Here is a 26378-nt window from a genome sequence, read left to right as displayed (position 1 = left end):
CGGTCGATCAGCGTCCCAGGAGCTCCTTCAGGTTCCGCTTGAGCACCTTGCCCGCACCGGACAACGGCATCTCGTCGACGAGCCGGATCTCCCGGATCCGCTTGTATGGCAGGACCTGCGCGTTGACCTCGGCGCGGATCGCCTCGGCGTCCTCCGCGGTGCGGCCCGGCGCCACCACGAACGCCACGGCGAGCTCCCCGACCTCCGGGTCCGGCCGGCCCACGACCGCGGCGCCGACGACCCCCGGCTGACGGAACAGCAGCTCCTCCAGCTCGCGGGGGTACACGTTGTAGCCCTTGTAGATCAGCATGTCCTTCTTGCGGTCCACGATCCGCAGGTAGCCGTCCTCGTCGAGGACGCCGACGTCGCCGGTGTGCAGCCAGCCGTCCCGCAGGGCCGCCGCGGTCTCCTCCGGACGGTCCTTGTAGCCGACCATCACCTGCGGCCCGCGGACCGTGACCTCGCCCTCGGTGCCCGCCGGGACCGGCCTGCCCTCGTCGTCGACGATCCGGACCTCGGTGTCCACGAGCGGTCGCCCGACGGTCCCGGCCTTGCGCACGCCGGAGGCGGCCACCGGGTTCAACGCCACCCCGGACGTGGCCTCGGTGAGCCCGTAGCCCTCGATGACCACGATGTCCGCGCCGAAGCGGCGCTGCAGCTTCTCCAGGAGCTCGACGGGCATCGGCGCCCCGCCCGAGCTCAGCGACTGCACCGCCGAGAGCTCCCGCGTCGCGAGATCCGGATGCCGCAGCAGGGCGGCGAAGAGCGTCGGCGCGCCGCTGATCGACGCGACCCGGAAGCGTTCGGCGTCCGCCAGGTAGCCGGCCGGGTCGAAGCGCTCGTGCAGCACGCTCGTCGTCCCCGAGAGCAGCATGCCGCTCAGCCCGCCGACGGTCCCCATGGCGTGGAACCACGGGGTGATGTTCACGACGGAGGCCGTGCCGAAGCGGACCGGGAACTCCTCCGGTGGGCCCTGGGCGCCGAGCACCAGGCCGCCCTCGGCGTCGAGCTCGCCGGGGGCGCCGGAGTTGAGGTGGGCGAACTGCAGGAGGTTGACGACGACGTTGCGGTGGGTGAGCTGCACACCCTTCGACCGGCCGGTCGTGCCGCCGGTGAAGGCGAGGTGCGCGAGATCGCGGTGGACGTCGAGCTCGACCACGGGCTGCGTGGTCGGCGCGGCGGCGTGGAACTCCTCGAAGTCCTCGGCGCCCTCGATGCTCTCGGGGGCGAGCCGGACGGACGGATCGAGCGCCTGCTCCTTGTCCGTGACGAGTGCGAGCCGCACTCCGGTGCGCTCGCGGACGGCGGCCAGCGTCGGGTAGGACGACGCCCAGCTGAGCGTGGCGACCGCACCCGAGTCGGCGAGCTGCGCGGCGAGGTCCGCCGGCGGCAGCAGCGGGTTCGCCGGGCTGAACGTGCACCCGGCCAGCAGGATCCCGAAGTAGGCGATCGCGTACTGCGGACAGTTCGGCAGGTGGATGGCCACCACGTCGCCGCGGCCGAGCCCGGCGCCGCGCAGCGCGTTCGCGAAGGCGCAGGCCCGTGCGTGCAGCTGGGTGAAGGTCAGCTCGCGGCCGTAGTAGTGCAGCACCACGCGCTCGCCGAAGCGGCGGGCGGAACCGGCGAGGACGGCGCCGACCGGGACCTCGGGGTAGATCACGTCGCGGGGTTCCTCACTCGCTCGGGGCCAGGTAACGGGTCAGCAGCTCGGCCACGCAGGCCGGCCGGTCGGCCCCGTCGACGCTCAGGGTGGCGCGCGTCCGCAGCTGGAAACCGCCGGTGACGGGATCGACCGCGGCGAGGTGCGCCTCGCACCGCACTCGGGACCCGGAGCGGACCGGGCTCGGGAACCGCACCCGGTCCAGGCCGTAGTTGATCGCCATCCCCGCCTCGTCGACGACGAAGAGCTGCGGCAGGAAGTAGCTGCTCAGCGCCAGGGTCAGGTAGCCGTGGGCGATGGTGCCGCCGAAGGGCGAGGCGGCGGCGCGGACCGGGTCGACGTGGATCCACTGGTCGTCCCCGGTGGCGTCGGCGAAGCCGTCGATGCGGGCCTGCTCGACCGTCAGCCAGTCCGTCGGGCCGAGGGTCCGGCCGACGTGGTCGGGCAGCCGGTCGAGCGGGATGTGGAGCGCGCCCGTGGTGGTCGTCGGTTCGGTCATCAGAAGATCTCGAAGAGGCCGGCGGCCCCCATGCCGGTCCCGACGCACATCGTCACGACGCCCCAGCGGGCGCCGCGGCGGCGGCCCTCGAGCAGGATGTGCCCGCTGAGCCGGGCGCCGGTCATGCCGTACGGGTGGCCCAGCGCGATCGAGCCGCCGTCGACGTTCATCCGCTCCTCGGGAATGCCGAGCTTCTGCTGGCAGAACACGGCCTGCGAGGCGAAGGCCTCGTTGAGCTCCCACAGGTCGATGTCGTCGACCGTCAGGCCGTGCCGTTCCAGCAGCTTCGGCACCGCGTACACCGGGCCGATGCCCATCTCGTCCGGCTCGCAGCCGGCGACGGCGACGCCGCGGCAGGCGCCGAGCGGCTCCAGGTTCCGGCGCTGCGCCTCCTCCGCCGACATGAGCAGCAGGGCGGCCGCGCCGTCGGACAGCTGGGAGGCGTTGCCCGCGGTGACGTACCCGCCCTCGGCGATCTGCTGGCCGCCGCGGAAGACCGGTGCGAGCCGCGCCAGGCCCTCGGGGGTGGTGTCCGCGCGGATCCCCTCGTCGTGGAGCAGGGTCACGGTCTCGCGGTGTTCCTCGCCGGTCTGCTTGTCCCGCACCACCTTCTCGACGGTCAGCGGGACGATCTCGGCGTCGAAGGCGCCGGACCCGCGGGCGGCCGCGGCGCGCTCGTGGGACACGGCCGCGAGCCGGTCCTGCTCCTCGCGGCCCACGCCGTAGCGCTTCGCGACGATCTCGGCGGTCTCCAGCATGGACATGTACAGCGCCGGGACCCGCTCGACCAGGTACGGGTCCTCCGTGCGGAAGGCGTTCTGGTGCTCGTTCTGGACGAGGGAGATGGACTCCACGCCGCCCGCGACGACCACGTCGACGCCGTCGGCCACGATGGACTTGCTCGCGGCGGACACCGCCATCAGGCCGGACGAGCACCCGCGGTCGAGCGACATGCCGGGGACCGTGACGGGCAGCCCGGCGCGCAACGCGGCCTGCCGCCCGATCATCAGGCTCTGGCTGCCCTGCTGGATCGCGCAGCCGAGCACCACGTCGTCGATCTCGGCCGGGTCCACGCCCGCCCGGTCGACGACGGCGCGGACGACGTGCCCCGCCAGCTCCTGGGCCTGGGTGTCGTTGAACGCCCCGCGGTAGGCCTTCCCGATGGGCGTCCGGGCCACGGACACCACGACTGCCTCGCGCATGTGGTCCTCTCGGTTCGGTGCTTCGCTGCGCCGCAGGAGGGCGGCTCAGGTCGCCGGTTCGGCGGCGGCCGCCGCGCGCTGCGCGGCGGCCAGGATGTGGGTCAGCTCGTCGGCCGGTCCGGCCGGGACGGTGTAGCCGGTCTCGTCCCGGATCTCCGCCACGTGGGCCGCGACGTCCTCCAGGGTGAGCCGCGGGTTCGTGTAGCCCTGGGTCATCCCGACGAAGAAGCGGGCCACCCGGCCCGCGCCGGCGGTGAACACCTCGCCCGTCACGGGGACGTCCTCGTGGGCCAGCCAGCCGACGACCGGTGCGACGTGGGCCGGGTCGAGGTCGCCGGCGGTGCCGTCGAGGACGTCGGCGGTCATGCTGGTGCGGGCGGACGGGGCGATCGCGTTGACCCGGATCCCGTTCCGCTCGCCCTCGGCGGCGAGCACCCGGGTGAGCCCGACCAGGCCCATCTTGGCGGCGCCGTAGTTGCTCTGCCCGAAGTTGCCGAGGATGCCCGAGCTCGACGAGGTGAAGACGACCCGGCCGTAGCCCTGCTCGCGCATCGCCCGCCACGCGGGCTGCGTCACGAAGAAGGCGCCCCGCAGGTGCACGTCGAGCACCGCGTCGAGCATCTCCCGGGTCAGCTTGTGGAAGACCTTGTCCCGCACGATGCCCGCGTTGTTCACGACGATGTCGACCCGGCCGAGGGTCTCGAGCGCGGTGCCGACGAGGGCCTCACCGCCCTCGGCCGTCGACACGCTGTTGCGGTCCGCCACGGCGGTGCCGCCCGCCCGCCTGATCTCCTCGACGACCGCGTCCGCGGCCGAGGCCCCGTCCGCGGTCGTGCCGATGTCGTTCACGACCACGCCTGCGCCCCGACTCGCGAGGAGGAGCGCGTAGGCGCGCCCCAGACCGCCGCCGGCGCCGGTCACGACGGCCACCCGGCCGTCGAATCGGAGATCCGTCATGCCGGGCACCCTACGCTTGTAACTAATCAGCCGACAAGTTACTGTCGAACGGTCGCGGCGGGACATCGGCCCGATCGCAGAAGAGTCCCCGAAGAGGCGAGAGCGACTGTGACGACGGAACCCCACGACGGTACCGATCCCGGTGCCGATCTGGACGCGGTCCGGCAGCGGTACCGCGCCGAGCGCGACAAGCGGATGCGGAACGACGGGATCGGGCAGTACCGCCGGATGGACGGCCCCTTCGCCGCCTGGCTCGAGGACCCCTACGTCTCGTCCGACGGCAGCCGCGAGCCGGTCACCGCGACGAACGACGTGGTCATCATCGGTGCCGGCATCGGCTCCCTGGTGACGGCCGGGCACCTGAGCGAGGCGGGGATCACCGACATCCGCGTCATCGACACGGCGGGTGACTTCGGCGGGGCGTGGTACTGGAACCGCTATCCCGGCGTGATGTGCGACGTCGAGGCCTACATCTACCTCCCGCTGCTCGAGGAGACGGGCTACACCCCGACCCGCAAGTACACCGACGGCGAGGAGATCCGGCTGCACCTGCAGCGGACCGCCCGCTACCTCGACCTGTACCGGCAGGCCCTCCTGCAGACCACCGTGACCGACGCCCGGTGGGAGGAGACGAGCGGCCGCTGGGTGGTCACGACGGACCGCGGCGACGAGATCAGGGCCCGCTACCTGATCATCCCGACCGGGCAGCTGCTGAAGCCGAAGCTCCCGGGCATCCCCGGCATCGAGACCTTCTCCGGCACGATGTTCCACACCAGCCGGTGGGACTTCGAGTACACCGGCGGCGACATCACCGGCGGGCTGGACCGGCTCGCGGACAAGCGGGTCGGCATCATCGGCACCGGCTCCACGGCGATCCAGGCCATCCCGCACCTCGCGGAGGGCGCGCGCGAGCTGTACGTCTTCCAGCGCACGCCGTCCGCGGTGGACGTCCGCAACAACCGGCCCACGCCACCGGACTTCGGCGCCGACCACGCCCCGGGCTGGCAGCGTCGGCGCCGGCAGAACTTCACCCGGATCGTCTCCGGGCAGGACGTCGACGTCGACCTGGTCGGCGACGGCTGGACCGCGATGTTCACCGCGCTCACCTCGGCGCACCTGCTCAAGGACCGGCCGACCATGACCTCGCGCGAACGGGCGGCGATCCTGGAGCGTTCGGACGTGAACGTCATGGACGCCATCCGGCAGCGGATCGACGACACCGTCGCCGACAAGGCCACCGCGGAGCTGCTCAAGCCCTGGTACGGCCGCTGGTGCAAGCGGCCCTGCTTCCACGACGAGTACCTGCCCGCCTTCAACGTCCCGGGCACGGTCCTGGTCGACACGGACGGGCGCGGGCCGGACGCGATCGAGGGATCGACCGTCGTCGTGGGGGAGCGGCGCTACGAGCTCGACTGCCTGATCTTCGCGACCGGGTTCGAGGTCGGGACCAGCTACGCGGACCGGGTCGGGTTCGACCCGGTCGGCCGCAGCGGCCGCAGCATCAGCGAGAAGTGGGCGCACGGGCCGGAGACGCTGCACGGCGTGCAGTGCCACGACTTCCCCAACGCGTTCTTCACCAACACCAACCACGCCCCCCGCACGGCGAACTACACGCACCTGGCGGACGAGCAGGCCCGGCACATCGCCTTCGTGATCGCGTCGGCCCGCAAGCGCGGCGCGGACATCGTCGAGGTGACGGCGGAGGCCGAGCGGGCCTGGGGCGAGGAGGTCGCCCGCGGCGCGCACCGTGGCGCCCGGTACCGGGCCGAGTGCACCCCGGGTTTCCTCAACGGCGAGGGCAAGATCGAGGAGACCAGCGGCGGCATCTACGCCGGCACCTACACCGACGGTCCGGTCAAGTTCTTCGGCATCCTCGAGCGCTGGCGGGCCGAGAACGACCTCGCGGACCTCGACCTGCGCGCGGCCGAGGCCGACGCGGAGGTCGGCTCGGAGGTCGGCGGATGAGCGCCGAGGTCTCCCGGCCGCTCGAGGGCGTCACCGTCGTCGATCTCGGGCAGATCTACAACGCCCCGTACGCCACCCTGCTGCTGGCGCTGGCCGGCGCGGAGGTGATCAAGGTCGAGCCGCTGGACGGGGAGCTGTCCCGGACCCGGCGCCGGATCAGCCTCGGCTCGGGCATGGCGTTCTACATGCTCAACAGCAACAAGCGCTGCGTCACGCTCAACCTCAAGGACGAGCGCGGCAAGGAGCTGCTGCGCGAGCTCGCCGACCGCGCGGACGTGCTGGTCGAGAACTTCCGGCCCGGCGTGATGGACCGGCTGGGGATCGGCGCCGAGGCCCTGCGCGCCCGCAACCCGCGGCTGATCTACGCGGCGGGCTCCGGCTACGGGCAGACCGGCCGGTACAAGGACCTGCCCGCCATGGACCTGGCGGTCCAGGCGATGTCCGGCGCGATCGCGTCGACCGGGCACCCGGACGAGGGCCCGGTCAAGGCCGGGCCCGCCCTGTCCGACTTCCTGGGCGGGATCCACCTGTACGGCGCGATCGTCACCGCGCTGTTCCAGCAGGCCCGCAGCGGGCGGGGCGCCGTCCTGGACGTCGCCATGCTCGACTCGGTCTACCCCTCCCTGATGTCCAACGCGGGGCCCTTCGTGGGCGCGGCGATCGAGGGCGGCCCGCCGCCGCCGGAGCGCACCGGCAACCGGCAGGGCGGGCTGGCCGAGAGCCCGTACAACGTCTACCCGACGAAGGACGGCCACATCGCCGTCATCTGCGTGACCGACCAGCACTGGGTCGGGCTCACCGAGGCGATGGGCCGCCCCGAGCTGCTCACCGACCCGGTGTACAGCACCAAGCCGGCGCGGATCCGGGCGATGGACGCCGTCGACGAGCTGGTCTCGGCGTGGACGAGCGTGCAGCCCACCGACGAGGTGTTCGACCTGCTGCGGCGGGCCGGCGTGGTGTGCGCGCCCGCGCGCTCGCTGGGCGAGGTGATCGCGGACCCGTACTTCCGGGAGCGCGGCATGATCGTTGACGTCGACGTGCCGGGCGTCGGCCCGGTGCCCCTGATCCACACACCGCTCTACTTCAGCGACCGCGACCGGCTCCCGCTCGATCCCGCCCACGAGCTCGGGCAGGACAACGACGCCGTGTTCGGCGACCTGCTCGGCCACCCGGCCGAGGTCCTCGGGACCTACCGCGCCGCGGGCGTCATCAGTTGAGTACCGGCAGCCGAAGGGAATGTCAGTGAAGACACGCAGTGCCATCGTGCGCGAGGTTCCGGGCAAGTGGGAGGTCGTCGAGCTCGATCTCGACGAGCCGGGCACCGGTGAGGTCCTGGTCCGGACGGTCGCGGCCGGGCTGTGCCACTCCGACGACCACATCACCACGGGCGACCTGCCGGTGAAGACGATGCCGATGTGCGGGGGCCACGAGGGTTCCGGGGTCGTGGAGGCGGTCGGACCCGAGGTGAACGGGATCGCCGTCGGCGACCACGTCGTGTTCACCTACATCCCGATCTGCGGCCGGTGCCGCTGGTGCTCGTCGGGCCTGCAGGCCTTGTGCGACCTGGGATCCGGGACCCTCCACGGTTCCCGGCCCGGTGACCCGACCAGCTTCCGGATGCACCTGGACGGCGCCCCGGTGGGGCAGAACTCGGGCGTCTCGACCTTCTCGGAGTACACGACCGTCGACGCCCGCTCGCTGGTGGTGGTCGACAAGGACCTGCCGCTGGAGGTGGCGGCGCTGGTCGGCTGCGGCGTGCTGACCGGCTGGGGCGCGGCGGTGAACTCCGCCGAGGTCCGGCCGGGCGACGTCGTGGTCGTGATGGGCATCGGCGGCATCGGCATCAACGCCGTGCAGGGTGCGGTGCACGCCGGCGCGGCCGAGGTGATCGCCGTGGATCCCGTGGAGTTCAAGCGGAACACGGCCCTCGCGCTCGGCGCCACGTCGGCCTTCGCCGACATCTCCGAGGCCGTCCAGTACGCGCGGAGCATCACGAACGGCCAGGGCGCGGACTCGGTGATCGTGACCGTCGGGGTGACCGTCGGGGAGCACGTCGCGCAGGGCTTCTCCGCCATCCGCAAGGCCGGCACGCTCGTCGTCGTCGGGCTGGGCCCGAAGTCCGCCCGCGAGCTGCCGATCTCCAGCACGGAGCTGGTGCTCTACCACAAGCGGATCCAGGGCTCGCTCTTCGGCGGGGCGAAGCCGCTCTCGGACATCCCCCGGGCCCTCGACCTGTACCGCAAGGGCATCCTGAAGCTCGACGAGCTGATCACCACGCGGTACCCGCTCGACGACATCGTGCAGGGCTACGACGACATGCACGGCGGTCGCAACATCCGCGGCCTCGTCACGTTCTCGTGACCGCGACGGACCAGGTGGGCACCGACGCGGGTCCCGGCGTGGCGACCGATGCCGCCGCGGCCCGCGCGGTGCTGCGCCACGACCTCGGCCTCGCCGCCGACGACCCGCTGGCCGACGCCCTGGGCGACGACTACGTGCGGCGCTACGCCGCGCTGTCGGCCGCCGCGCACCGGCGCGGCGCGCTCGGCGAGGCCGAACGCGAGCTCGTGCAGATGGCCGTCTGCGCGGCGGTGCAGCTCCACGACGGGACCGCCGTGCACCTGCACGCGCGCCGCGCGATCGCGGCGGGCGCGACGGTCGAGCAGGTGCTGGCCACCCGCGTCGAGACGCTGGGCACGCACACGATGTCGTTCGGGGCCCCGCTCGTGCTGGAGGCGCTCGAGGCCGCCGGCCGCGAGTCCGAGGTCGGGAGCGACCCCGCCGAGGACCGGCGGGTGGAGGAGCGCCTGCGGGAGCTGCGCGGGCACTGGAACGAGGCCTGGCGGCCGATGATGCGCCTGGACCCGGAGTTCCTGGTCGCCACGCACGAGCTGCTCGCGCCGCCGCCCGGGGTGCTCGACCCGAAGCTGCGCGAGCTGATCTACATCGCGCTCGACGTCTCGACCGCGCACCTGTACCCCAACGGCGCGCGCTCGCACCTGCGCAACGCCCTCGCGCTGGGCGCCACGGTCGACGAGATCATGGAGGTCCTCGAACTGACCGCACTGGTGGGCTACCGATCGCTGGTGCCGTTGCTCGGCGCCGTGAGCGGGGGCACCGCATGAGCTCCCTGCTCGCGCACCCCGATCGGCTCTTCATCGGCGGCGTGTGGACCTGGCCGGTGGCGGAGGAGACGGCCGTGGTGATCCGGCCGGACACCGAGGAGCCCTATCTCCGGGTGGCCCTCGCCGGGCGCGGCGACGTCGCCGCGGCCGTCGGGGCCGCCCGGCAGGCCTTCGACGAGGGACCCTGGCCGCGGCTGAGCCCGCAGCGGCGCGGCGAGTACGTCAAGGCGCTCGCCGGGGAGCTGCGCGCCCGCAGCGCCGATCTCGCGACGCTCTGGGCGAGCCAGGTCGGCGTCCTGCACTCGGTGGCCACGGCGGCGATGCCGTCCGTCGCCGACGTGTTCGAGCTCTACGCCGGGCTGCCCGAGCGGTTCCCGCTGGTCGAGCGGCGGCCCACCAAGTTCCCGCGGCGCGTGGGGCTCCTCGCCCGCGAGCCGGTGGGCGTGGTCGCGGCGATCATCCCCTGGAACGGGCCCGCCGACATCATCGCCTACAAGCTGGCCCCGGCCCTGATCGCCGGGTGCACGGTCGTGCTCAAGGCCTCGGTGGAGGCCCCGGGCGAGGCCTACGTGTTCGCGGAGGCCGCGGAGGCCGCGGGCCTGCCCCCGGGCGTGGTCAACGTGGTGACGGCCGATCGCGAGGTCTCCGAGTCGCTGGTCCGCGATCCGCGGGTCGACAAGGTGAGCTTCACCGGCTCGACCGCGGCCGGCCGCCGGATCGCGGCGCTCTGCGCGGACCGCATCGCGCGGGTGACCCTCGAGCTGGGCGGCAAGTCGGCGGCCGTGATCCTCGACGACTACGACCTGGGCACCGCGGCGAAGGCACTGGCCAAGGCCCAGTGCTTCCTGAGCGGCCAGGCCTGTGCCGCGCTCACCCGGATCGTCGTCCCGGCGGGCCGGCACGACGAGTTCGTCGAGGCGCTGGCGGCGGAGTACGGCGGGATGCGGGTCGGGAGCCAGTTCGACCCGGCGAGCCGGATGGGCCCGCTGGCGACCCGGGTGCAGCGCGACCGGGTGGAGCGCTACATCGCCGCGGGCCGCGCCGAGGGTGCCGTCGTCGCGACCGGGGGTGGCCGACCGGCCGACCTGGACACGGGCTTCTTCGTCGAGCCGACGGTGTTCGCCCGCGCCGACAACGCGATGACGGTGGCCCGGGAGGAGATCTTCGGGCCGGTCCTCACGGTCGTCCCGGCCGCCGACGAGGCGGACGCGGTCCGGATCGCGAACGACAGCGACTTCGGGCTCAACGCCGCGGTGTTCACCACCGACGCGGACCGGGCCTACCGCGTGGCCCGCGAGCTGCGGGCAGGCACGGTGGGGCACAACGGGATGCGCGTGGACTACGGCATCGCGTTCGGCGGGTTCAAGCAGTCCGGGATCGGCAGGGAGGGCGGCGTCGAGGGCCTGCTGCCCTACCTGGAGACGAAGACGATCGTCCTGGACGACGATCCGGTGCTGGAGAACCACGGTGCCTGACGATTACTGTCGCGGAGTCGACGAGGACACGGTGAGGGTGTGAGTACTGCTGTGGGAGAAGGAAACTCGTCCGGTGGACGGACGTTGTTCGGCGACGTCATCGACGCCCGTGCGGCCGAGCAGCCGGACAAGACCTTCATGTGGATCGACGAGGGCAGCTGGACCTACCGGGACCTGAAGGACCGGGTCGAGCGCGCGGCGCTCGCGCTGCGGCGCCTCGGGCTCGGTCGGGGCGAGGTGGTCGCCAGCTTCGGCCGGACGTCGTTCGACGCGCTGTCGCTGCTGTTCGCCGCCAGCCGTGTGGGTGGCGTCTACATGCCGGTCAACGTCCAGTACAAGGGCGACTACCTGCTCCACCAGCTGCGCGACGCCGGGGCGACGGTGGTCCTCGCGGACCGCGAGCTGCTCGACCGGATCGAGCCGCTGGTCGGCGAGCTGCCCGCGCTGCGCACCGTGCTGGTGGCCGACGGGGACGTGGAGACCGACCGGAAGATCGGGCACGTCCGGCTGCTGTCGGCCGCGGAGCTGCGGCGCGAGGGCACCGCGGAGGAGCTCGCCGCGCTGCTCACCACCGCGCCCACGCCGTGGAACCAGCCGGCCTGCCTCTTCTACACCTCGGGCACCACGGGCGTGTCGAAGGGCGTGCTGCTCACCCAGCACAACCTGATCACCGCCGCGGGCCTGTTCAACCGCAACTACGGGATCACCGCTGACGACATCCAGTACTCCGCGGTCCCGCTGTTCCACATCAGCGGCGCGTACACGTCGGTGATCACCGTCCTGGTGGGCGGCCGGACCGGCGTGCTCGACACCCGGTTCAGCGTCAGCACCTGCTGGGACCGCATCCGCGAGCTCGGGGCGACCGTCTTCTTCGGCGTCGGCGCCATGGTGCTGATGCTGTGGGGTCTGCCGCCCTCACCGGAGGACCGGACGATCCCGATCCGGCTGATGCTCACCGCGCCCATCCCGGTGGACCTGTGGCGGCCCATCGAGGAGCGCTACGGCTGCGAGATCCTCACCGGGTACGGGCAGAGCGAGGTCGTCATGCTCACGCAGATGATCGCGGGGGAGGACAACATCCCCGGGTCCTGCGGGCGGGTCCTCGACCTCTACGAGCTGCGGATCGTCGACGACGAGGACGAGGACGTCCCGGTCGGCGAGCCGGGTGAGATCGTCATGCGCCCCAAGCAGAACCACGTGATGTTCGAGGGCTACGTCGGCCGGCCCGAGGCGACCCTGGCCCAGATGCGGAACCTGTGGTTCCACACCGGGGACCTCGGCAAGCTGGACGAGAGCGGCACCCTCTACTTCATCGACCGCAAGAAGGACGCCATCCGGCGCCGGGGCGAGAACATCTCGTCGTTCGAGGTGGAGAAGTCGGTGCTCGCGCACGCGCAGGTCGCGGAGTGCGCCGCCTTCGCCGTGCCCAGCTCGCTGGGCGAGGACGAGGTCATGATCGCGGTGGTCGCGCAGGCGGGGGGGACCATCGACGTGGCGGCGCTGGCCGACCACTGCGTGGAGGCGCTGCCGCGGTTCGCCCGGCCCCGCTACATCGAGGTCGTCCCCGCGCTCCCCAAGAGCGTGACGGGAAGGGTCCAGAAGCACGAGCTGCGGGCGATCGGCGTCGGACCGTCGACCTATGACACCGCGGAGCCGAGGAGCTGACATGACGTACAAATTCCTGCAGGTCGAGACGCTCGACGAGGGGCGGATCGTCCGGATCAAGCTCGACCGGCCGAAGACGCGCAACGCCCAGAACCGGGGCATGCTCGTCGAGCTGCACGAGGCGATGCTCGCCGCGGAGGCGGACGACACGGTGCGCGTGGTGATCCTGGGCGGCACCGGCCCGATGTTCTCCTCGGGCCACGACATGGGCTCGCGGGAGGCCATGGAGGAGTGGAGCCCCGGCCCCGGCCAGCACGAGAGCATGGGGATCAACGGCGGCACCCGGGACGGCTCCGAGCGCCGGATGCTGCAGGAGTGGCACTACTTCTTCGAGAACACGCTGCGGTGGCGGAACCTGCGCAAGATCACCATCGCGCAGGTGCACGGCCCGGTGTTCGCGGCCGGCCTGATGCTCGCCTGGGCGTGCGACCTCATCGTCGCGGCCGAGGACACCGTGTTCGCCGACGTCGTGGGGCACCGGCTCGGGATGTGCGGTGTGGAGTACTTCGGCCACCCGTGGGAGTTCGGCCCGCGCAAGGCCAAGGAGCTCCTGCTCACCGGCGACTCCATCGACGCGGACGAGGCGCACCGGCTGGGGATGGTCAGCAAGGTCTTCCCCGACGACGAGCTGGACGAGCGCACCCTGGCCTTCGCCCGGCGCATCGCCTCGCGGCCGACGATGACGTCGCTGCTGGTCAAGGAGTCGGTGAACCAGTCCGTGGACAACATGGGCTTCTACAACGCACTCCAGGCGTGTTTCACGCTGCACCAGCTCAACCACTCGCACTGGACCGTGGTCAACGGCGACGACTACGCGGCGGGCCGGCCCGAACACGGTGTGCCGGACTGGAAGACCGCGCCCCCGACGGTTCCGGCGGTGAAGGACCAGCCGGTCGCCCAGCCCGGCTGACCGCTAGACTGCCCCCACCACCACGATAGTAATTGGTCCACCGAAAAGGTGTACTGTGCGAACAAAGCGGTCGTGAGGGGTCAGATGACGGAGAGTGTTTCCACGTCGCAGCCGGTTCGGCGGGGACCCGGCAGGCCGCCGGACGTGAACGGTGAGGACACGCGGCGCGAGATCAGCCGCGTTGCGCGGTCCCTGTTCGCCACCCACGGCTACGCGGGCACCACGACCAGGATGATCTCGCTCGAGGTCGGGGTCACGCCGGCGGCGCTGCACCACTACTTCGGGCGCAAGCCGAACCTGGCGCTCGCGGTGTGGCACGCCACCACGGACATCGAGTACGCCCGGCTGGAGAGTGCCATGGAGGCCGCCGAGGGGTTCATCGACAAGCTGCACGCGCTGCTCGGCTCGGCGCTGCAGGCCCTCGCCTCGGACCCGGACTCCACCCGGTTCATCTTCTCGATCCGGGAGGACGCGCGGCGCACGCCGGAGCTGGCGGAGATCGTCGAGGACAACCGGCTCGCGGTGCTCGTGCGCAAGCTCGTCGACTTCGGGGTCGAGACGGGGGTCGTGGAGAAGGGCCGCTCGGCCGACGCCCGGGGAGCCATCGGCGCGGTGCTGCTCGGCATCACCGCCATGGGCCCGGACGTCAGCGCGGGCCGGATCGACCAGATGGCCACGGGCTGCCGGCTCCTGGTCGAGGGGGCCCTGTTCCACCCCGACGCCCGCGGCTCCCTGAACTGAGCTGACCGTGCCGGGCCGTCACGGGTATCCGTGTCGGCGCACTAATTGACGAACTGACCATTTACTATTCGCGTTTCGCGACGTCTCGAGAGCGGCGGCTGCTGATGGACCTGCGGTTGACGGACGAGCAGGAGATGCTGCTCAAGGCCTCCACGGAGTTCCTCGCGGCGCGGTACCCGCGCAGCCGCGTGCGGGACCCGCAGGCACGGCCGGATGCGGACTACCGCCGGCAGGCGGCGGAGCTCGGCTGGTACGGGCTGCTGGTCGGGGAGGACCTCGGCGGCGGCAGCCTGTCCGGCGAGCCGGTGGTGGACTGCGCGCTGCTGGCCCGCGCGCTCGGCGCGCAGCTGCAGCCCGGGCCGTTCCTCGGGACCGCCCTGGCGGCGCTGGCCCTGGCGGCCGACGGTTCCCCCGAACAGCACCGCGGCGTGCTCGCCGATCTCCTCGCCGGCCGGTCCGCGGCGGCCTGGGCGGTCGTGGACGCCGGTGGCGACCCGGCGCCGACCGCCGGGGTGAGCGCCCGCCGGGCGGGCGAGGGCGGGTACACCCTGCACGGCGCCAAGACGGCGGTGGAGGGGGCGGGCGACAGCGACCTGCTGCTGGTCACGGGGACGAGCGAGGCCGGCCCCACGCAGTTCCTCGTGCCCCGCGACGCCCCCGGCGTCTCCGTGCAGGAGCTCGAGGGCCTCGACATCACCCGCCGCTTCGCCGAGGTGACCTTCGCGGACGTCGCGGTGGGCCCGGAGGCGCTCGTCGGCGCGGCCGGCGGGGCCGGGGGCCTGGTGGACCGGATGTGGGACATCGCCTGCGTCCTCACGGTCGCCGACATGGTCGGTGCGATGGAACGGGACTTCGCGGCCGCGCTGGAGTACTCCGGGCAGCGCATCGCCTTCGGCCGGCCGATCGGCTCGTTCCAGGCCGTCAAGCACCTCCTCGCCGACACCAGCCTGCTGCTGGAGATGAGCAACGCCCTGCTGTTCGCGGCGGCCCGGGCGGTCGGCTCGGGGGCGTCGGACGGGGCCCGGCTGACCAGCATGGCGAAGTCCTTCGTCTCCGACAGCGGGGTCGACCTCGTGCACAACTGCTTCCAGGTCTTCGGCGGCATCGGCTTCACCTGGGAGCACGACCAGCACCTCTACCTCCGGCGGGTCACCACGGATGCGGCGTTGTTCGGAGACGCGGTCTCGCACCGCGAGCGCATCTGCGTCCTCGCCGGCCTGTGAAGGAGTCTCCCGTGTCCTCTGATCCCACCGGTTCCACGCCGTCCTCCGAACCCGCCGTGTCCGTCCAGGAGTTCCGTACCGCGCTCCGGCGCTGGCTGCAGGACACCCTCGAGCCGGACGACCCGGTCGCCCGCGGCGTGCGCCGCTTCCGCGCGCTGACGCCGGCGGACCTGACCGCCGAGCGCGGGCTCCAGGCCCGGCTGCACGCGGCGGGCTACGCCGGCCTGACCGTCCCGACCGAGTACGGCGGGCGCGGCCTCACCGCCGCCCACCAGCGCGTCTTCGACGAGGAGACGAGCTCGTACCGGCTCCCGGACTTCGGCGTCGCCAGCATGACCACCGCCCTGTGCCTGCGGACGATGCTGGCGCACTCCGCGCCGGACATGCTCCGCAGGCACGTGCCCCGGATCCTTCGGGGGGAGGAGCTCTGGGCCCAGTTCTTCTCCGAGACCGAGGCCGGGTCCGACCTGGCCGGCGTCCGCACCCGGGCGACGCGCCGGGACGACGGATGGGTGCTCGACGGCGGCAAGGTCTGGAGCAGCGGCGCCCAGTACTGCGACTTCGGCATGTGCCTGACCCGCACGAACTGGAAGGTCGCGAAGCATCGCGGCCTCACGTGGTTCGCCGTCCCGCTCGACGCCCCCGGGGTGCGGATCGAACCGATCCACCAGATCGGCGGCGAGGCGGAGTTCTGCCAGGAGTTCTTCGACGGCGTCGTGATCGACGACGGCGAGCGGATCGGCGAGGTCGACGACGGCTGGACCGTGGCCCGGACGGTGCTCGTGCTGGAGCGCGGGTTCGCCGAGGAGGGGGCGACCGTCCCCAGCCTGGCCGGTGAGCACACCGACCTGGTGGCCCTCGTCCGGGCGAGCGGGCGCGCGCAGGATCCCGTCGTGCGCCAGGAGCTGGCCACCGTGCTCACCCACGACTACGCCGTGGCGCACCTGGAGCAGTGGATCGCCGAGTACATGGCGGGCTCCGGTGGCCTGGACGCCGGGGTGGCGGCCTACGCCGCCCTCGCGGCGGGCACGTTCACCCCGGAGCGCGCGAAGGCCGTCATGCGGATCGTCGGCCGGGACGCGGTGCTCTGGCCCGCCGGGGACACCGAGCGGGGTGCTCCCGCGCTGGAGTACCTCAACAGCCGGCGCAAGGCGATCGCGGGCGGGACGAACGAGGTCCAGCGCAACGGCATCGGCGAGCAGGTCCTGGGCCTGCCGCGCGAGCCGTCCTTCGACAGCCGGATGCCGTTCGACGAGGTGCTGCGCGCCGCCCGGAACTGGAGCGGTCGCGTCGGCTGAGGGCCTGCCGCTCGCGCCGGCGGGCCCGTCGCGGTCGGGCGACCGCCGGCTGCGGACGGTCGCTCAGCGGCGGAGCGCGGGCGCGATCTCGGACAGCACCGTGGAGAGCGTGCCGAGGGGAGTCCTCCCCGCGGCCCGGAAGAGCTCGTTCTCGGCCTGGGACACCGCGGCGGCGACCTCCGCGTGTCGCTCCTGACCGCGGACCGTGAGGTACAGCAGGGTGCGTCGCCGGTCCTCGGGGTCGATCCGACGGAAGACCTGGTTGGCGCCCACCATCCGGTCCACGACCTTCGTCAGGCTCGGGTTGGGCATTCCCGCGTACTCGGCGATCTCGTTCATCGGGCGGCCGTCGCGGGTGGCCAGGCAGGACAGCACCCACCACTCCTCGATCGAACAGCCGACGGAGCGCGCCGCGCCGGTGTAGCGGCGGAGGACCTCGGCATGCACGCGGCCCAGGAGCAGGGGAAGACTCAGCTCGGCCTGATCGAGATGCACTGCCATGACCGGATCGTACCCCAGGAAAGTATTTCGCTGGCAAGTGTTACGCCGACGTCACATCGGGCCGTAGGATTCCGTCTACTGTGCGACGACGACGTCGAGCGGATGGACCGGACATGGGTGGCGCGCGGCATCAGGAGTACCGCATCGCGCTCGTCGTGCCGCTCCAGGGCAGCGAGGGGATGTTCGGTCCCTCGTGCGAGCTCTGCGGGCGCCTGGCCGCCCGGCGCGTGAACGACCGGGGCGGGGTGCTGGCCCGCGAGGTGGTGCTGGTCGTGGTGGACGGTGCCCGCCCGCCGTCGGCCGTCGCGGACGAGATCGACCTGCTGCTGCGCGCCGGGGAGATCGACGCGGTGGTCGGCTGGCACATCTCCGCGGTGCGCGAGGCGCTCGCGCCCCGGATCGCGGGCCGGGTCCCGTACGTCTACACGGCGCTCTACGAGGGTGCCGCGCCGCGGCCCGGCGTCTTCTACACGGGGGAGACGCCCGGGGCCCAGGTCGTGCCCGCGCTGAGCTGGATGGCGTCGGAGATGGGCGTGCGTCGCTGGACGGTGGTCGGCAACGACTACATCTGGCCCCGTCGCTCGGCCGCCGCCGGCGGGCGCGGGGCGCGCGCCGTCGGCGCCGAGCTCGTCGACTCGGTGTTCCTGCCGCTGGGCACCACGGACTTCGGGCCGGCCCTGCGCCGGATCGAGGCCGCGAACACCGACGGCGTGCTGATGTTCCTCGTCGGCGCGGACGCCGTCCGGTTCAACCGGCAGTTCGCGGAGGCGGGGCTCGACGCCCGGTGGCGCCGGCTCACCCCGCTGATGGACGAGAACATGCTGATGGCCTCCGGGCCGGACGCGGTGCGCGGCATCTTCACCGCCGCCGGCTACTTCGAGGCCCTCCCCACGCCGGAGAACCTCCAGTTCAGCGGGGAGTTCGCCCGCGCCTACGGCATCGAGGCCCCGGTGCTCAACAGCGCCGGCGAGTCCTGTTTCGAGGGCATCGAGATGCTCGCGACCATCCTGACGGCCGCGGGCACGACGGACATGGCGGCGGTCTGTGCCGCGGCGGAGAGCCTGCGCTACGACGGGCCGCGCGGCAGCGTCGAGGTGCGGGGCGGACACGTCCGCCAGCGCATCTACATGGCCACGCCGACCGATCTCGAGTACGACATCCTCGCCTCCCTCTGACGGTCCGCCGGCGCCCTCGGGTGCTGGGGTGCGGCCCGGGCCGCATCGGACGCGCCCGTTGCCGTCGGGGCGCGAGGGCGCGTCGTGGCTGCTGCCGGACGTTCCTCCTTGCCGTTTCGCACGGTCCTGCGCGGAGCCCTTGACACAATATCCTTCCCTCAGGAACTATTCCTAGCGGAAGTAAGCGCACGGTGCACCGCAGCGAGCGTCCATCCCCGCCCTCTCCGTCACGGAGGTTCCGCCATGCCCACACCCCGCCCGGACGAGAAGACCCTGGCCGCGATCGCGGAGGCCCGCCGGTTCGGCCTCTCCTCCGCCGATGTCGCCGAGTACGCCCCCATCGTCGACGCGATGCTCGGTTCCTTCGACCGCATCGAGGAGCTCTACGCCCAGACCGCCCCCGAGCCGGTCGAGCGCAAGTCCTGGACGCCCTCGGCGCAGGAGAACCCGCTCGGTGCCTGGTACGTGCAGTGCGAGGTGACCGGTTCCGGTGCGGGCCCGCTCGCCGGGCGCACCGTCGCCATCAAGGACAACACGCAGGTCGCGGGCGTGCCGATGATGAACGGCTCGCAGACCCTCGAGGGCTGGGTGCCGGTCCGCGACGCCACGATCGTCACCCGGCTGCTGGCCGCGGGCGCCACGATCACCGGCAAGGCCGTCTGCGAGGACCTCTGCTTCTCCGGCGGCAGCCACACCTCGCGCACGGGCGCGGTGCGCAACCCGTGGGACCCGACCCGCTCCGCCGGGGGGTCCTCCAGCGGCTCCGCGGCGCTCGTCGCGACCGGCGCCGCGGACATGGCCACCGGTGGTGACCAGGGCGGATCCATCCGGATGCCGGCCGCCTACAGCGGCATCGTCGGCCACAAGCCGACACACGGCCTCGTCCCCTACACCGGCGCCTTCCCGATCGAGCAGACCCTCGACCACGTCGGCCCGATGACCCGCACGGTCGCCGACGCCGCCCTGATGCTCGGCGTGATCGCCGGCCGGGACGGCCTCGACCCGCGCCAGCCCGACGTCGTGGACGTGCCGGACTACGTCGCCGGGCTCGAGGGCCCGGTCGCCGGCCTGCGGGTCGGTGTCCTGGCCGAGGGCTTCGGCATCCCCGGTGTCTCCGACCCCGCCGTCGACGAGGCCGTGCGCGGCGCGATCGAGCAGCTGCGCGGCCTCGGCGTCGTCGCCGAGGAGGTGTCGGTCCCGCTGCACCGCGACGGCATCCACCTGTGGAACGTGCTCGCCGGCGAGGGCGCGTCCGCCCAGATGATCGACGGCAACGCCTACGGCGTGAACTGGCAGGGCGAGTACGACCCCGAGCTGATCGAGTACTACGGCCGCCGCTGGCGCGAGCTGCCGCACGAGTTCTCCACCACCGTCCAGGCCGTGCTGCTGGCGACCGGACACACCACCGGCACCCGCTTCGGCGCCCACTACGCGATGGGCCGCAACCTCGCGCTGCGCCTGCGCGCCGCCTACACCGAGGCGCTGAGCCGGTTCGACGTGCTGGTGATGCCGACGGTGCCGCTGCGGGCGACCCCGCTGCCCACCGAGGGCGCCGGCCGCCAGGAGGTCTTCGACCGGGCGCTGGAGCACCTGGGCAACACCGCCCCGTTCGACATCTCCGGCAACCCCGCCATCACCGTCCCCGCGGCGCAGGCCGACGGGCTGCCCACCGGGCTGATGATCGTCGGCAGGCACTTCGACGACGCGACGGTGCTGCGCCTGGCGCACCACTACGAGCAGGCGGTCGGCGGCTTCCCGACACCGACGTCGACCTGGTGAAGCTGTCCGAGTACGCCGAGCACGACGCCGTCGGGCTGGCCGAGCTGGTCGCCCGCGGCGAGGTGAGCCCGGCCGAGCTCGGCGCCACCGCGCTCGAGGCCGTCGCGGCGGTCGACGACCGGACCTGCGCGGTGATCGAGACCTGGGAGCCGGTGGCACCCGCCGCCGGCCCCCTGGCCGGGGTCCCGTTCCTGGTCGAGGACCTGGCCCTGAGCTGCGCCGGACGGCTGTCGGGGTCCGGTTCCCGCCGCGCCGCGGGCTGCCGGGCCGGGGCCACCGAGGTGCTCGCGCAGCGCTTCCTCGACGCCGGCCTGGTGCCGGTGGGCCGGACCGCCACTCCCGAGTGGGCCCGGGACACCGGGACCGGGTCCGCTGCGGCCGGGATCACCCGCAACCCGTGGGACCTCGACCGCACGCCGGGCGGCTCCGGCGGCGGGTCGGCCGCCGCGGTCGCCGCGGGCATCGTCCCGCTGGCCCACGCCACGGACGCGGCGGGCTCGATCCGGATCCCGGCCGCGTGCAGCGGCCTGGTCGGGCTCACGCCCAGCCGCGGACGGGCCGCCCAGCCCGGCCTGAGCCGGACGGTGCGGGACACGGCCGCGCTGCTCGACGCGGTCGCCCGGCCCGCGGGCACCGGCAGCCACCTGGCGGCCGCGGTGAGCGAGCCGACCCACCTGCGGGTCGGGGTGCTGACCGAGCCCTGGGGCGGGAACCGCCCGACGGCCGCCGTCGCGGCCGCCGTGCGGCGCGCCGCGACCCTGTGCGCCGAGCTCGGCCACGAGGTGGTCGAGGCGCGGGTGGATCTGGGGGTGAGCTGGGAGGAGTTCGTCCGGGACAGCGCGGCGCCGTGGTCGGGACCGGACCCGGCCCGGGCGTGGGACACCGGCGCCCGGGTGACCCGCTCGGTCGCCGCGTCGATGGCGGAGCTCGACCTCGTGCTCACCCCGACGCTGCCCGACGTCGCCGCGCCCCTGGGCACGACCACGACCGGGATCGACGGGTCGGGCGGGCACGACCGGACGGCGCGGCTGTTCGCGTACTCGCCGTTCACGCCGTGGGTCAGCACTGCCGGGCTGCCGGCCGCGTCGCTGCCGCTGTACCAGGACGAGGCCACCGGCATGCCGATCGGGATCCAGCTCGTGGCCGCCGCCGGCCGGGAGGACCTCGTGCTCGCCCTGGCCGGGCAGCTCGAGAGGGCCGCACCCTGGTCCCACCGGCGTCCGGCCGTGTGGGCCGGCTGAGGGCGGGGCCACCGCGGGGAAGACCGTGCTGACCCGCTCACCTGCTCGACCGGGCCCGCTCGCGGCCCGGAGCACGTCCGAACGGCACGTCCAGCACGTCACCGCCGCGCGCGCCGCACCTGGAGTGGGCGCGCGCGGCGGACCGAACCCCCACCCCCCGAGAGGACCTACCGTGAACAGCCGAGCTCGTCTCCTCGCGGTGCCCGCGGCGATCGCCGCCGCGGCACTGCTGCTCAGTGGATGTGGTGCGCGCGCCGGGGACGCCTCCGCGCAGGCCGCTCCGTCCTGTGTGGACACCAGCGGGAGCACCGTCAAGGTCGGGGCGGTCAACTCGCTCTCCGGCTCGACCGCCATCAACGAGGTCCCGATCCGGGACGCCATCACCCTGGCCGTCAAGAAGGTCAACGAGTCCGGTGGCGTGCTGGGCAAGCAGCTGCAGCTCATCGCGGAGGACGGGGCGTCCGAGCCGACCGTCTTCGCCGAGAAGGCCCAGAAGCTGGTCACCAGCGACTGCGTCGCCGCGGTGTTCGGCGGCTATACCTCCGCGAGCCGCAAGGCCATGCTGCCGGTCTTCGAGGACAACAACTCCCTGCTCTTCTACGGCACCCTCTACGAGGGACTCGAGGCGTCGAAGAACATCTTCTACACCGGTGCCCCGCCGAACGAGCAGATCATCCCGTCGCTGGAGTACCTCAAGCAGAAGGGCGTGAAGTCGCTGTACCTGGTCGGCAGCGACTACGTCTTCCCGCGGACGTCCAACGCCATCGTCAAGGCGTTCGCCCAGGCCAACGGCATCGCGATCAAGGGCGAGGACTACGTCCCGCTGGGTGGCACCGACTTCTCCACCATCGTCAACAAGATGCGCGCAGCGAATGCCGACGCCGTGTTCAACGTCGTCGTCGGGGACTCGCTGAGCGCCTTCTTCCGGGAGTACAACAGCGCCGGCCTCAAGGCCGCCGACATGCCGGTCATGTCGATGTGCGTGGGGGAGGAGGAGGTCAAGAGCATCGGCGCGCAGAACCTCACCGGGCAGCTGACCTCCTGGAACTACTACCAGACCCTCGACAGCCCGGCGAACAGGGACTTCGTGGCCGCGTTCAGGAGCGCCTACGGCAACGACCGGGTGACCTCCGACCCGATGGAGTCCGCCTACACCGGCGTGATGCTGTGGAAGGCGATGGTGGAGAAGGCGGGGTCGTTCGACACGGCCGCGATCCAGAAGGTGGCGGACGGCACCTCGTTCGACGCGCCGGACGGCCCGGTGGTCGTCGACGGCGAGACCCACCACATCAGCAAGACCGCCCGGATCGGGGAGATCCGGCCCGACGGCCTGATCGACCAGCTGTGGCAGTCCCCGGCCCCGGTGGAGCCGGACCCGTTCCTCAGGACCTACCCCTGGGCCGCCGGCATCTCCGGCTGATCCCGGGTCCTCCCACACCTCACAGAAAGGAGGCAGCCATGGGAGCGATGGTCGGTCAGATCTTCACCGGGCTGAGCATCGGGTCGATCCTGCTGCTCACCGCACTCGGTCTGTCGCTGACGTTCGGACAGATGGGCGTGATCAACATGGCCCACGGCGAGTTCCTGATGGCCGGGTCGTACACGGCGTTCGTGGTCCAGCAGGTGGCGACCGCCGCCGGTGTCTCGCTGCTGTTGTCGCTGGTGGCGGGGTTCGTCGTCGGTGGACTGATGGGTCTGCTGCTCGAGGTCACCCTGATCCGCCGCATGTACCACCGACCGCTCGACACCCTGCTCGTCACCTTCGGGGTGGGACTGGTCCTGCAGCAGCTCGCCCGGGACGTGTTCGGGGCGCCCGCGGTCAACGTCGTCCCGCCGGGCTGGCTCTCGGGCGGGGTCGACATCCTCGGTGCGGTCGTGCCGCGGGCGAGGCTGTTCATCCTCGCACTGGCGGTCGCCTGTGTGGTCGCGCTGTCGCTGGTGCTGCGGCTGACCCCGCTGGGCCGGCGGATCCGGGCCACCGTGCAGAACCGCGATCTCGCCGAGACCGTCGGCATCCGCACGCGCCGCACGGACCGGGTCACCTTCTTCCTGGGCTCCGCCCTCGCCGGCGTGGCGGGGGTGGCGCTGACCCTGATCGGCTCGACGAGCTCGACGATCGGCCAGTCCTACGTGATCGACGCGTTCCTCGTCGTCGTGGTGGGCGGGCTCGGCCAGATCAGGGGGGCGGTGATCGCCGCCGCCGCGCTCGGGCTGCTCAACTCGTTCCTCGAGTTCTCGACGACGGCCTCGGTCGCGAAGGTCGTCGTGTTCGGCCTGATCGTGGTCTTCCTGCAGGTCCGCCCGCAGGGCCTGTTCACGGTGCGCACCCGGAGCCTGACGTGAGCGCCGCGACGGGCCGGCGCCGGTGGTCGTTCTGGATCGGGCTCGCCGTCGCCGCGGTGCTGCTGTTCGCCGTGGCGCCGGCGGTGCTGTCGGACTTCCGGCTGGGGCTGCTCGCCAAGTTCCTCTGCTACGGCATGGTCGCGGTCGGGATCGGGCTCGCCTGGGGCCGCGGCGGCATGCTGACGCTGGGCCAGGGCGTGTTCTTCGGCCTCGGCGCCTACATGATGGCCATGCACCTCAAGCTCGCCGATGCCGAGCTGCGCGGTGACGCGGTGCCGGACTTCATGCAGTTCGCCGGTGTGCGCGTGCTCCCCGCGCTCTGGGCGCCGTTCGCCTCGCCCGTCGTCACCGTGCTGGCGATCCTGGTGGTGCCGGGGCTGCTCGCCCTGGTGCTCGGCCTCGGTGTGTTCCGCCGCCGCGTCAAGGGCGCGTACTTCGCGATCCTCAGCCAGGCGCTGGCGGCCGCGTTCGCGATCCTGCTCATCGGGCAGCAGACCCTCGGGGGCTCCAACGGGCTCAACCGGTTCCGCAGCTTCTTCGCGCTGAGCCTGAACGACCCGGCCAACCGGCTCCTGCTCTTCTTCCTGACCGCGGCGGCGCTGCTGCTCACCGTGCTCGCCACCCGCCAGCTCATGGTCAGCCGGTACGGCGAGCTCCTGGTCGCGGTGCGCGACCAGGAGGAGCGGGTCCGCTTCCTCGGCTACGACCCGGCGACGATCAAGGTCGTCGCCTACGTCTCGGCCGCCTTCTTCGCCGGGATCGGCGGGGCGCTGTTCGTGCCGGTCGTGGGCATCATCTCGCCCAACGACGTGGGCGTCGTCCCCTCGATCGCGTTCCTGGCCGGGGTGGCGATCGGCGGCCGCACGACCCTGCTGGGGCCCGTCCTCGGGGCCGTCGGGGTCGCGTGGACGCAGTCGCTGCTCTCCGAGCAGTTCCCGGCCGGCTGGACCTACCTGCAGGGCGCGCTGTTCATCCTGGTGATCGGGTTCCTGCCGGCCGGGCTCGCCGGGATCGGTCCGCTGCTGCGGCGGTGGAGACGCCGCCGCGTACCGCCGCCGGCCGTCGTCGAGAAGGAAGCGGAGCTCGTCGCATGAGCGCACCGACCGAACCCCGCCTCGGCGGCACCGCCGGGATGTCCGGCGACTATCTCGAGATCCGGGGGCTCACCGTCGAGTTCGACGGCTTCCGGGCCACCACCGACGTCGACCTCACCCTGCTGCAGGGCGACCTGCGCTTCCTGATCGGCCCGAACGGGGCGGGGAAGACCACGCTGATCGACGCCGTCACCGGGCTGGTCCCGGCCACCGGCTCGGTCCGCAAGTCGGGCGTCGAGCTGCTGGGGCGCAAGACCCACCAGATCGCCCGCCTCGGCGTCGGACGCACGTTCCAGACCGCGAGCGTGTTCGAGGAGCTGTCGGTCCTGCAGAACCTCGACATCGCCGTGGGCGCAGGCCGGTCGGCGCTGACGCTGCTGCGCCGCCGGCGCGGCGTCGCCCCCGAGATCGAGGAGGCACTGGAGACCATCGGCCTGACCGCCCTGCGGGACAGCCCCGCCGGGGTCCTCGCGCACGGCCAGAAGCAGTGGCTGGAGATCGGCATGCTGCTGGTGCAGAACGCCGACGTGCTGCTGCTCGACGAGCCGGTCGCGGGGATGAGCCACGACGAGCGGGAGGAGACCGGACAGCTGCTGCGCCGCATCGGCGCGGACCGCACCGTCGTGGTCGTCGAGCACGACATGGAGTTCATGCGCCGGTTCGCCACCTCGGTCACGGTCCTGGCCGCGGGCCGCGTCCTCGCCGAGGGCAGCGTCGCCCAGGTCCAGGCGGACCCGCAGGTGCAGGCGATCTACCTCGGCAGCGCCGCTGCCGGCACCGACACGCGCGAGATCCTGGAGGTCACCGATGCTTGAGCTGGTCGACGTCCGCGCCGGCTACGGGCGGACCGAGGTCGTACACGGGGTGTCGCTGGTGGTGCCGCCGGACGGGGTCACCGCCGTCCTGGGGCACAACGGCGCCGGGAAGACCACGCTGCTGCGCGCGGCCGTCGGGCTGCTGCCGGTGCGGAGCGGGACGGTGCTGCTCGAGGGCGCCGACGTCGGCCGGCTGGCGCCCAGCGAGCGGGTCGCCCGCGGGCTGGCCTACGTCCCGCAGGGCCAGCAGTCCTTCGGCCAGCTCACGACCTGGGAGAACCTGCAGGTCGTCGCCGACGGCCGCCGGGACGGCCGGGCCGCGACGGCGGAGGTGCTCGACCTGTTCCCGGCGTTGCGCGAGCTCTTCTCCCGCCGCGCGGGCCTGCTCTCGGGCGGGCAGCGCCAGCAGCTCGCCATCGCCCGGGCGCTCCTCACCCGCCCGCGGGTGCTCGTGCTCGACGAGCCGACCGAGGGCATCCAGCCGTCGGTCGTCGCCGAGATCGAGGCGACGATCCGCGACCTGGCCGCGGGGAGCGGGCTGTCCGTCCTGCTCGTCGAGCAGCACGTCGGGTTCGCGCTCGGGGCGGCGCAGCAGTACGCCGTCCTCGAGTCCGGGCGGATCGTCCGCCGGGGGGCCGCGGGCGCGGCCGCCGAGTCCGAGGTCGTGGCCAGCATGGCGATCTGACCGTCCGTGGCGCGCACGGTCGCGG

General features: G+C 72.8%; 23 protein-coding genes. 18 read left to right on the top strand and 5 right to left on the bottom strand.

Annotation, left to right across the window (positions count from 1 at the left end):
- Positions 1-7: 7 nt before the first annotated feature.
- The 4 genes from ABD324_RS01040 to ABD324_RS01025 are packed head-to-tail and all read right to left on the bottom strand — an operon-like array spanning position 8 to position 4318.
- Positions 8-1660: a class I adenylate-forming enzyme family protein gene (locus tag ABD324_RS01040; protein WP_344411581.1), complete on the bottom strand. Its 1653-nt coding sequence runs from the start codon at positions 1658-1660 to the stop codon at positions 8-10.
- A 13-nt stretch (positions 1661-1673) separates the two neighbouring features.
- A complete protein-coding gene (locus tag ABD324_RS01035) occupies positions 1674-2159 on the bottom strand; it encodes a MaoC family dehydratase (RefSeq protein WP_344411580.1) in 486 nt (161 codons plus the stop codon).
- The gene (locus ABD324_RS01030; RefSeq protein WP_344411579.1) at positions 2159-3361 is read right to left on the bottom strand and encodes an acetyl-CoA C-acyltransferase; all 1203 of its coding nucleotides are present in this window, start codon (positions 3359-3361) and stop codon (positions 2159-2161) included. Before ABD324_RS01030 ends, ABD324_RS01035 begins: the two co-directional genes overlap by 1 nt.
- Before the next feature lie 45 nt (positions 3362-3406).
- A complete protein-coding gene (locus tag ABD324_RS01025; RefSeq protein ID WP_344411578.1) occupies positions 3407-4318 on the bottom strand; it encodes an SDR family NAD(P)-dependent oxidoreductase in 912 nt (303 codons plus the stop codon).
- A 108-nt stretch (positions 4319-4426) separates the two neighbouring features.
- On the opposite strand from ABD324_RS01025, the gene ABD324_RS01020 reads away from it, so the two are divergent.
- From ABD324_RS01020 to ABD324_RS00975, 10 genes are all read left to right on the top strand, one after another.
- Positions 4427-6283: a flavin-containing monooxygenase gene (locus tag ABD324_RS01020; RefSeq protein WP_344411577.1), complete on the top strand. Its 1857-nt coding sequence runs from the start codon at positions 4427-4429 to the stop codon at positions 6281-6283.
- Entirely contained in the window at positions 6280-7500 is a 1221-nt protein-coding gene (locus ABD324_RS01015) for a CaiB/BaiF CoA transferase family protein (protein WP_344411576.1), read from the top strand. The genes ABD324_RS01020 and ABD324_RS01015 overlap by 4 nt, the downstream gene beginning before the upstream one ends.
- Positions 7501-7519: 19 nt before the next feature.
- Positions 7520-8644: an NDMA-dependent alcohol dehydrogenase gene (locus ABD324_RS01010; protein WP_344411575.1), complete on the top strand. Its 1125-nt coding sequence runs from the start codon at positions 7520-7522 to the stop codon at positions 8642-8644.
- Positions 8641-9408, top strand: a complete 768-nt coding sequence (locus tag ABD324_RS01005) for a carboxymuconolactone decarboxylase family protein (RefSeq protein WP_344411574.1) — start codon at positions 8641-8643, stop codon at positions 9406-9408. Before ABD324_RS01010 ends, ABD324_RS01005 begins: the two co-directional genes overlap by 4 nt.
- A complete protein-coding gene (locus ABD324_RS01000; RefSeq protein WP_344411573.1) occupies positions 9405-10883 on the top strand; it encodes an aldehyde dehydrogenase in 1479 nt (492 codons plus the stop codon). Before ABD324_RS01005 ends, ABD324_RS01000 begins: the two co-directional genes overlap by 4 nt.
- Positions 10884-10922: 39 nt before the next feature.
- Positions 10923-12548 carry an AMP-binding protein gene (locus ABD324_RS00995; RefSeq protein ID WP_344411572.1) on the top strand — a complete coding sequence of 542 codons (1626 nt, stop codon included), beginning with the start codon at positions 10923-10925 and terminating at the stop codon, positions 12546-12548.
- 1 nt (position 12549) lies between these two features.
- Entirely contained in the window at positions 12550-13458 is a 909-nt protein-coding gene (locus tag ABD324_RS00990; RefSeq protein WP_344411571.1) for an enoyl-CoA hydratase, read from the top strand.
- 144 nt (positions 13459-13602) lie between these two features.
- Positions 13603-14199 carry a TetR/AcrR family transcriptional regulator gene (locus tag ABD324_RS00985; protein ID WP_344411570.1) on the top strand — a complete coding sequence of 199 codons (597 nt, stop codon included), beginning with the start codon at positions 13603-13605 and terminating at the stop codon, positions 14197-14199.
- A gap of 104 nt (positions 14200-14303) precedes the next feature.
- Entirely contained in the window at positions 14304-15422 is a 1119-nt protein-coding gene (locus ABD324_RS00980) for an acyl-CoA dehydrogenase family protein (protein ID WP_344411569.1), read from the top strand.
- Between the two features lie 11 nt (positions 15423-15433).
- Positions 15434-16720 carry an acyl-CoA dehydrogenase family protein gene (locus ABD324_RS00975; protein ID WP_344411568.1) on the top strand — a complete coding sequence of 429 codons (1287 nt, stop codon included), beginning with the start codon at positions 15434-15436 and terminating at the stop codon, positions 16718-16720.
- A gap of 63 nt (positions 16721-16783) precedes the next feature.
- Here ABD324_RS00975 and ABD324_RS00970 read toward each other — a convergent pair whose 3' ends face one another.
- A complete protein-coding gene (locus ABD324_RS00970) occupies positions 16784-17221 on the bottom strand; it encodes a MarR family winged helix-turn-helix transcriptional regulator (RefSeq protein ID WP_344411567.1) in 438 nt (145 codons plus the stop codon).
- Between the two features lie 113 nt (positions 17222-17334).
- On the opposite strand from ABD324_RS00970, the gene ABD324_RS00965 reads away from it, so the two are divergent.
- The 8 genes from ABD324_RS00965 to urtE all read left to right on the top strand — a co-directional run bounded on the left by ABD324_RS00965 (position 17335) and on the right by urtE (position 26353).
- A complete protein-coding gene (locus tag ABD324_RS00965) occupies positions 17335-18396 on the top strand; it encodes a substrate-binding domain-containing protein (RefSeq protein ID WP_344411566.1) in 1062 nt (353 codons plus the stop codon).
- 243 nt (positions 18397-18639) lie between these two features.
- Positions 18640-20175: an amidase gene (locus ABD324_RS00960; protein WP_344411565.1), complete on the top strand. Its 1536-nt coding sequence runs from the start codon at positions 18640-18642 to the stop codon at positions 20173-20175.
- A complete protein-coding gene (locus tag ABD324_RS00955; protein ID WP_344411564.1) occupies positions 20172-21416 on the top strand; it encodes an amidase in 1245 nt (414 codons plus the stop codon). The genes ABD324_RS00960 and ABD324_RS00955 overlap by 4 nt, the downstream gene beginning before the upstream one ends.
- A 172-nt stretch (positions 21417-21588) precedes the next feature.
- The gene (gene urtA, locus ABD324_RS00950; protein WP_344411563.1) at positions 21589-22836 is read left to right on the top strand and encodes an urea ABC transporter substrate-binding protein; all 1248 of its coding nucleotides are present in this window, start codon (positions 21589-21591) and stop codon (positions 22834-22836) included.
- A 38-nt stretch (positions 22837-22874) separates the two neighbouring features.
- Positions 22875-23759 (top strand): urea ABC transporter permease subunit UrtB, encoded by an 885-nt coding sequence (gene urtB, locus ABD324_RS00945; RefSeq protein ID WP_344411562.1) that lies wholly within the window; start codon positions 22875-22877, stop codon positions 23757-23759.
- Positions 23756-24853 (top strand): urea ABC transporter permease subunit UrtC, encoded by a 1098-nt coding sequence (gene urtC / locus ABD324_RS00940; RefSeq protein WP_344411561.1) that lies wholly within the window; start codon positions 23756-23758, stop codon positions 24851-24853. The genes urtB and urtC overlap by 4 nt, the downstream gene beginning before the upstream one ends.
- Positions 24850-25668 (top strand): urea ABC transporter ATP-binding protein UrtD, encoded by an 819-nt coding sequence (urtD, locus tag ABD324_RS00935; protein WP_344411560.1) that lies wholly within the window; start codon positions 24850-24852, stop codon positions 25666-25668. Before urtC ends, urtD begins: the two co-directional genes overlap by 4 nt.
- Positions 25661-26353: an urea ABC transporter ATP-binding subunit UrtE gene (gene urtE, locus ABD324_RS00930; protein ID WP_344411559.1), complete on the top strand. Its 693-nt coding sequence runs from the start codon at positions 25661-25663 to the stop codon at positions 26351-26353. Before urtD ends, urtE begins: the two co-directional genes overlap by 8 nt.
- The last annotated feature ends 25 nt before the right edge of the window (positions 26354-26378 follow it).

The organism is Pseudonocardia ailaonensis (genome assembly GCF_039531635.1).
In the GTDB taxonomy this organism is placed as follows: Bacteria; Actinomycetota; Actinomycetes; order Mycobacteriales; family Pseudonocardiaceae; genus Pseudonocardia; species Pseudonocardia ailaonensis.
Note: the sequence above shows the minus strand (reverse complement) of the source record. Positions and strands in the feature narration are given on the sequence as shown.